5 protein-coding genes are annotated in these 5853 nt (G+C 75.4%); 3 read left to right on the forward strand and 2 right to left on the reverse strand.

Annotation, left to right across the window (positions count from 1 at the left end):
• Positions 1 to 164 precede the first annotated feature (164 nt).
• The 3 genes from ACFCV8_RS35155 to ACFCV8_RS35165 all read left to right on the forward strand — a co-directional run bounded on the left by ACFCV8_RS35155 (position 165) and on the right by ACFCV8_RS35165 (position 3365).
• Positions 165 to 1466 carry a DUF692 domain-containing protein gene (locus ACFCV8_RS35155; protein ID WP_376689585.1) on the forward strand — a complete coding sequence of 434 codons (1302 nt, stop codon included), beginning with the start codon at positions 165 to 167 and terminating at the stop codon, positions 1464 to 1466.
• A 5-nt stretch (positions 1467 to 1471) separates the two neighbouring features.
• Positions 1472 to 2488, forward strand: coding sequence for a TIGR04222 domain-containing membrane protein (locus ACFCV8_RS35160; protein ID WP_376689586.1), 1017 nt, complete (start codon positions 1472 to 1474; stop codon positions 2486 to 2488).
• 76 nt (positions 2489 to 2564) lie between these two features.
• Positions 2565 to 3365 carry a TIGR04222 domain-containing membrane protein gene (locus tag ACFCV8_RS35165; protein WP_376689588.1) on the forward strand — a complete coding sequence of 267 codons (801 nt, stop codon included), beginning with the start codon at positions 2565 to 2567 and terminating at the stop codon, positions 3363 to 3365.
• Between the two features lie 147 nt (positions 3366 to 3512).
• On the opposite strand, the gene hemQ is transcribed toward ACFCV8_RS35165, so the two are convergent.
• Together hemQ and hemG are read right to left on the reverse strand one after the other, a co-directional pair.
• Positions 3513 to 4226 (reverse strand): hydrogen peroxide-dependent heme synthase, encoded by a 714-nt coding sequence (gene hemQ / locus ACFCV8_RS35170; protein WP_376689590.1) that lies wholly within the window; start codon positions 4224 to 4226, stop codon positions 3513 to 3515.
• Positions 4227 to 4230: 4 nt separating this feature from the next.
• Entirely contained in the window at positions 4231 to 5706 is a 1476-nt protein-coding gene (gene hemG / locus ACFCV8_RS35175; protein WP_376689591.1) for a protoporphyrinogen oxidase, read from the reverse strand.
• Positions 5707 to 5853: the final 147 nt, after the last annotated feature.

A 5853-nucleotide genomic window follows, 5' to 3' on the forward strand; every position in this document is an offset into this window, starting at 1 on the left:
CACCGGAATCGCCTCCGGTGCGGCGCCCGCAACCGTTCCGGCCCGAAACCGGAACCTCAGATGCAGCTCTGAACGTCCTTCTGTTCGGATTCGCCATTGCCGTGCGGGGCCATGAGCCGGGTACGGAATGCCGCACGAGGTGGCGGAGCGGAGAGGGGGCGGGCATGAAGCTGGGGATCGGGATCGGCTGGCGGCCGGAGATCGCGGACGCCGTCGAGGCGCTGCCCGGGATCGACTGGGTGGAGGCCGTGGCGGAGAACCTCTGCCCCGGCCATCTGCCGGATTCGCTGGTACGGCTCAGGGAGCGCGGGGTCACGGTCGTGCCGCACGGCGTCTCGCTCGGGCTCGGCGGGGCGGAGCGCCCCGACGCGGGGCGGCTCACCGACCTCGCCGCCCGTGCCGAACTGCTGGGCGCGCCGCTGGTGACCGAGCACATCGCGTTCGTACGGGCCGGGGGGCCGCGCATCGGGGCGCCCGGTCTGGAGGCGGGCCATCTGCTGCCCGTGCCGCGGACCCGGGACGCGCTGGACGTGCTGTGCGAGAACGTGCGTATCGCGCAGGACTCGCTGCCGGTGCCGCTGGCCCTGGAGAACATCGCGGCGCTGATCGCGTGGCCCGGCGAGGAGATGACCGAGGGCCGGTTCCTGGCCGAGCTGGTCGAGCGCACCGGGGTCCGGCTGCTGATCGACGTCGCCAACCTGCACACCAATCACGTCAACCGGGGCGAGGACCCGGCCACCGCGCTCGACGAGCTGCCGGTGGAGGCCATCGCGTACGTCCATGTCGCGGGCGGCGTCGAGAAGGACGGCGTCTGGCACGACACCCACGCGCACCCGGTGACTGCACCGGTCCTCGACGTCCTCGCCGAACTGCGCTCCCGGGTCGACCCGCCGGGCGTCCTCCTGGAGCGCGACGACGACTTCCCCCCGGCCGCGGAGCTGGCGGGCGAGCTCGACCTGATCCGGTCCGCCCTGGCCCGGGCGGCGGGCACCCGGCGGCACGTTCCGGAGGCGCGCACGTCCGCGCGGGCCGTGGCGGCGGCGCCCGCCGGGGACGAGGCCGTCCGCGACCGGCTCGCCGCCGCCCAGCACGGGCTCCTCTCCGCGCTGGTCGCCCGGGGCCCCGCCCCGGAGGGCTTCGACCGGGACCGGCTGCGGGTGCAGAGCCGCGCCCTGGCCGCCAAGCGGGCCGGAGTCGTGGCCAAGGTGGCGCCCGAGCTGCCGGAGATCCTGGGCACCGGCTACCGCACCGCCTTCCTCGCGTACGCCGCGACCCGGCCGATGTCCGCCGGATACCGGCGCGACGCACTGGACTTCGCCGAATCCCTGCTGCTCGCGGACCGGCCCGCCGACGCCGCGGCCCGGCGGCGGCTGACCCACTGGTGGCAGGACCGGGCGGGCGCCCGCCCGCCCCGCCGCACCACCCTGCTGCTCCGCGCCGCCCGCGCGGCCCTGACCGGAAGGTGACCGGAGTGAACACCCTGGCCCTGTCGACCCAGCTCGCCGTCCTGATCTCCTCCGTACTCCTCGTCACCGGGCTGGTCCGCGCCCGTCGCGGCCCCAACGGCTCCGGCGGCCCCGTGCACGACCGCTACGAGGCGGCGTTCCTCGGCGGCGGGCCTGGCAGGGTGGCGGACACCGCGCTCACCGCGATGGCGACGGACGGGCGGCTCACCATCGGCGGCCCCGGAATCGTCGCCGTCCAGCGGGCCGAGGCCCGTGACCCGGTCGAGCGCGCGGTGCTCCAGGAGCTGGCGCAGGCGCCCACCGGGGCGCTGCACGGCCTGCGTACGGCGGTGATGCGGCACCCGGCCGTGCAGGAGACCGGTGACGCCCTCGCGGCCCGGGGACTGCTGGTGATGCCCGGCACGGGACGGGGCTGGCGCCGCTGGGGCCTCGCCCAGGGGCTGCTCTGCCTGCTGGCCGTACCGCTCACCGTCGTGGCGACCGCCCAGGACGCCCTGTCCGACGAGCTGTCACCGGACGGCGCCGTGCCCTTCCCCGTCCGTGTGATCCCGACCCTGGTCGTGGGCATCGTCATCGGCTTCGTGTGCGCCTCCCGCGCCCGGGGCCGCGTCACCCGGGCCGGGCGGCGGGCCGCCCGGGAGTACCGGGCCGCGCAGGCCTCCGTCCCCGACGCGGGCGGGCTGGTCGCCGCGCAGGGCCTGCGGGCCCTGCCCGACCCGGAGTTGCGGGCCCAGCTGACCACGGCGGCCCGGACGGACCCGCAGGGCCGGGCGCACGCGGCGGCCGTCGCGACGGGCGCGTCCGCGCTGCTCCTCGCTCCCGTGGTGTGGTGCGCCGGTACGAGCCCCGGCGGTGGCGGCGGATGCGGCAGCTCCGGCGACGGAGGCGGCGGGGACGGATGCGGCGGCGGCTCCGGGTGCGGCGGCGGGGACGGCGGCTCCGGCGGTGACGGCGGGTCGAGCTGCGGGGGCGGATCGAGTTGTGGGGGCGGATCGAGCTGCGGCGGGGGTGGCGGGGACTGAGCGGTGGGGCGCCGCTTCTCGTCCGCATGATGGAAAAGGGCTTGGCTTCCGCGCCCCCACCGCGTAGAAAGCGGCCATGCTCTGGGTTCTTTTCCTGCTGGTCGCGTGGGGGGCCGCGGTCGTGTCGTGCGCGCGGCTCTGCCTGGTGTCGGCCCGCGCGGGCCTGCTGTCCGGGACGTCCGAAGCGTCCGGGGACGCCGCCCTCGACCATGACACCGGCCGTGAACTGACCCTGTACGAGACCGCGTTCCTGGCCGGCGGCCCGCACCGGGTGGTCGAACTGACCCTGGTCGCCATGCATCTGCGGCGCCGGCTGCTGCTCGCCCACACCGGCTGGGCGACGGTCGTCGACCCCGAGGGCCGGGACGAGATGGAACGCACGGTGATACGGGCGATAGGGCCGCAGGGCCAGTCCCCGATACCGCCGGTGCGCAGTGCGGCGGCCGCGGCCGAGGCGGTACGGTCCCTGGCCGACCGGCTCGTCGCCGCGGGGCTGGCGCTGCCCGGCGGTGCCGGAGGGGAGATCGCCGCGGCGGTGCGGGCGGTACGCGGCGCGGCGCTGCTGGTGGCCGCGATGGGCGCGGTGACGGTGCTGATGCCCGGTCAGGAGCACGGGCCCGGCGGACCGGTGATGTCGCTGCTCGTCCGGTTCGGGCTGCCGTTCGCGCTGACGGTGGGTTGCCTGGCCATAGCGCGGATGGAGATCCATCCGTACGACTCGTGGGCCTCACCGGCCGGCTGGCGGCTGCTGGCCTCGAACGGGGCGCCGGGGGCCGGGGCGGAGGGCGAGGTCCTGGCGGCGCTCGCCGTTGACGGCGTGGGGGCCGTGGACGATCCGGCGCTGCGGGCCGCGCTCCGCGGCGGGCCGCCGCGGTGACCGCAGCGCGGGGAGAAGACGCCGGTGCGGCGCGCGTGAAGCGCGCCGCACCCGGAGCCGAACCCGGTGTCGCTGGAAGGACGGGCGGCGCCTCGGCGCCGGTGCCCGCCTTCTGACCTTCCGGGTTGGGGTGGTCGTGCCCGCTCGCTACGCGAGCCCGGCCACCAGGTCTGCGACCGACCTCCTGCGCCCCGTGAAGAACGGGACCTCCTCGCGGACGTGCATCCGCGCCTCGGAGCCACGCAGGTGGCGCATCAGGTCGACGATGCGGTGCAGCTCGTCCGCCTCGAAGGCGAGGACCCACTCGTAGTCGCCGAGCGAGAAGGAGGCGACGGTGTTGGCCCGGACGTCCGGGTAGCCGCGGGCCATCTTGCCGTGGTCGGCGAGCATCCGGCGGCGGTCCTCGTCGGGCAGCAGGTACCAGTCGTAGGAGCGCACGAAGGGGTAGACGCTGATGTAGTTGCGCGGCGTCTCGTCGGCGAGGAACGCCGGGATGTGCGACTTGTTGAACTCGGCGGGGCGGTGCAGCGCCATGTTCGACCAGACCGGCTCCAGCGCCCGGCCCAGCTTGGTGCGCCGGAAGAGGTTGTACGCGTCCTGGAGTTCGTCGGCCGTCTCGGCGTGCCACCAGATCATGACGTCGGCGTCGGCGCGCAGGCCGGAGAGGTCGTAGGTGCCGCGGACGGTGACGTCCTTGGCGGCGAGCTGGTCGAACAGCTCCTGGACCTCGTCGGCGTAGCCCGCACGGTCCTCGGGCAGGGCGTCGCGCAGCTTGAAGACGGACCACAGCGTGTAGCGGATGACCTCGTTGAGGTCCTTGGCCTTCTTGCCGGCGTTGGCAATCTTCTCGGTCGCACTCATAAGGCTATTGTCCCGCCTCGCTCCCTGTGCCCTGAACCGGGGTCGGCGTGGCGATGATCTCTTCCGCCAGCTCGGTGACGATCTCGTCGGCGGCGCGGTGGGCGCTCGCGATGCAGGCCGGGATGCCGACCCCGTCGTAGACGGCTCCGCAGACCCGCAGGGCGGGCAGTTTCGCGACCTGCTCGCGGATCCGGGCGACGCGGGCGAGGTGGCCCACGGGGTACTGGGGCAGTCCGCCGATCCAGCGGGTGACCTCGGTGTCCACGGGCTTCGCGGCCAGGCCGGTCGCCTCGGCGAGGTCGCGCAGTGACACGTCGACCAGTTCGTGGTCCTCGCGGTGGAGGTGGTCCTCCTCGCCGTAGCGGCCGACGGAGGTGCGCAGCACGAAGAGGTCCGGGGCCGTGTCGGCGACCCACTGCCACTTGTGGGTGGAGAAGGTGGAGGCCTTGATCGTGCGGCCGTCGACCGGGGGGACGAGGAAGCCGGAGCGGCCCGCCAGGGCGTCGGTGGCGGCGACGTCCGGGCGGCGGAAGGCCATGGTGACCAGCGCCATCGAGGCGTACTCGACCCCGGCCAGCTCGGCGGAGGCCGCCGGGGACTCGGCGGCGAGCAGCGTGGAGGCGGACCAGGCGGGGGCGGCGAGCACGATGCCGTCGGCGGTGATGGTCCGGTCCTCGGTGCGCACGTTCCAGCCGTCGGCGGTACGGGTCAGGCCGAGGACGGGGGTGGCGGTCAGGATCTCCCCGCCCGCGGCGCGGACGGCGTCGGCGACCGCGCCGGGCAGGGTGCCGATGCCGCCGTCGATGCCCTGGAAGACCGGGCCGGTCTTCTGCCGGGCGGCGGCTCGCTCCTGGGCGCGGCGGACACCGTCGAGCAGCGAGCCGCCCTCCTGGGCCGCCTCGAAGAGCTGCGGCACCGCGGCCCGCATCGAGATCCGGTACGCGTCGCCCGCGTACACCCCGCCGAGCAGCGGTTCGACGAGCCGGTCGACGACCTCCCGGCCGAGCCGGTCGGCGACGTACGCGCCGACCGCGACGTCGTCGCCGACGGGGGTCGGGGTGAGGTCGCGGTCCTCGGCGATCCGGGCGAGGCCCTCGGGCGTGAGGAGTCCGGCGAGCGCCGACGGGTCGCCGGGGACGCCCATCAGATGGTTCTTGGGCATGGGGCGCAGGGCGTCTCGCGTCCAGACCGAGGCGGCGGCCGTGGCGGGTGGCTGGAGGCGGTCGCCGAGCCCGACCTCGCGGGCGAGGCCGACCGCCTCGGGGCGGCGGGCGAGCATCGACTCGGCGCCCAGGTCGACCCGGGCCCCGGCGACCTCGCCGGTCATGAGCTTGCCGCCGAGCCGCTCGGTGGCCTCCAGCAGGGTGACCCGCACTCCGGCCCCGAGGAGCCGGTGGGCCGCGGCGAGACCGGCGATCCCTCCGCCGATGACGACGACATGTCCGGTGCCCGGGTCCGTGCGGTGTGTTGAACGCTGCATGCCCCCACTCTCTCAAACCCGTCCGGGCGCCCGGACGCGTCCCCCACGTCGTAGCGTGGGCCCCCGGACACGGCCTGAATCACGTCGGAGGGACCGGTTACATGGCGGCGGAGCGACTGGTGGTCATCGGCGGCGACGCGGCGGGCA

Origin of the sequence: Streptomyces sp. NPDC056347 (assembly GCF_042262625.1) — a bacterium.
Taxonomy (GTDB): Bacteria; Actinomycetota; Actinomycetes; order Streptomycetales; family Streptomycetaceae; genus Streptomyces.

Bases quoted from the DNA above. Each gene is read 5' to 3' on its own strand.
- hemQ (WP_376689590.1), bottom strand. From the start codon at position 4,226: ATGAGTGCGACCGAGAAGATTGCCAACGCCGGCAAGAAGGCCAAGGAC.
- ACFCV8_RS35165 (WP_376689588.1), top strand. From the start codon at position 2,565: ATGCTCTGGGTTCTTTTCCTGCTGGTCGCGTGGGGGGCCGCGGTCGTG.
- hemG (WP_376689591.1), bottom strand. From the start codon at position 5,706: ATGCAGCGTTCAACACACCGCACGGACCCGGGCACCGGACATGTCGTC.
- ACFCV8_RS35155 (WP_376689585.1), top strand. From the start codon at position 165: ATGAAGCTGGGGATCGGGATCGGCTGGCGGCCGGAGATCGCGGACGCC.